1 protein-coding gene is annotated in these 1,107 nt (G+C 39.1%); it reads right to left on the reverse strand.

The genetic code is table 11. The annotated features are described in order from the left end of the window. Positions 1-7: 7 nt before the first annotated feature. Positions 8-1,015 (reverse strand): IS30 family transposase, encoded by a 1,008-nt coding sequence (locus BLV84_RS12415; RefSeq protein WP_093246195.1) that lies wholly within the window; start codon positions 1,013-1,015, stop codon positions 8-10. Between the last annotated feature and the right edge of the window lie 92 nt (positions 1,016-1,107).

Here is a 1,107-nt window from a genome sequence, read left to right on the forward strand (position 1 = left end):
GCTGAGTTCAACCCATAAGTGCAAAACATTTGTTTTCTAGGACTTCAATTGGGTTGTTATAATTAAATTTTCTAATTGGTCTGTAATTTAGTAATCTTTCAACTTCTTTTATTCTTTTATCTGATACTTTTCTAAGATCTGTTTTCTTTGGAAAAAATCTTCTAATTACTCCTATTCTGTTTTCTACTGTTCCCTTATCCTGTGAGGTATAGGGTCTGGTAAAATATGTTTTTACCTTTAAGAGCTTTCCTATCTTTTGATGCTGGGCAAACTCCTTTCCATTATCAAAGGTCAAGGTTTTTACCCAGGACGGACTGAAGTTGGTAAGTCTTTTTTGCATTTTCTCATATACCTCTTCTGCCTCCTTTCCGTTGAGTTTTTCCATCATCGTTATCAACGTAGCCCTATCTGTCATTACCAAAAGAGCTGATTTGTGATTACTGCCCATCATTAAGTCGACCTCAATATCGCCAATACGCTCACGGTGTTTCACAACTTCTGGACGCTGGTCAATACCTATGCGGTTTTTTATAGCACCGCGCTTATCTTTTGTATTCCCTCTCTTCTGTCTCCGACTGCCATGTTTAAGGTGCTTATAAAGTTTGCGGTATTTTGCGTCTGCCTTTTTATTACTTTTCTTGGCATCCCATATCCACTGGTATATGGTCTCGTGGCTAACGCAAGCTTCACCCTCAATGGATAAACGTTCACTGATGAGTTCTGGGCTCCACTTTTCATAACACAACAACCCAGCGATACGTGCTTTTAGCTGTTCTGTGAGCAGTAACAGCTTGGGTTTGTCCTTATGCCTTTTATCTGCTCGTCGCTGTGCATTTGTCGCTACATAGCTGCCAGCGGTCCTTCCTCGCTTGGCCGTATTTCTGGATAATTCCCTGTAAAGGGTAGAAGGATCAACGCCAATGATTTTGGCAATTTCACTTTTACTGCTTTCGGTTTCCATTAAGGCTTCAATTTGATACCTTTGGTGGATGGTCAATTGTTTGTATTTTTTCATGCAAGATTAATATAACAATTCGTCCTAAAACTCTTGGGGCTAGCCCCAAGAGTTTTAAATATTAATTTTGCACTTATTACTTGAACTTAGAA

It is taken from the genome of Psychroflexus halocasei (genome assembly GCF_900107595.1).
Lineage (GTDB): Bacteria > Bacteroidota > Bacteroidia > Flavobacteriales > Flavobacteriaceae > Psychroflexus > Psychroflexus halocasei.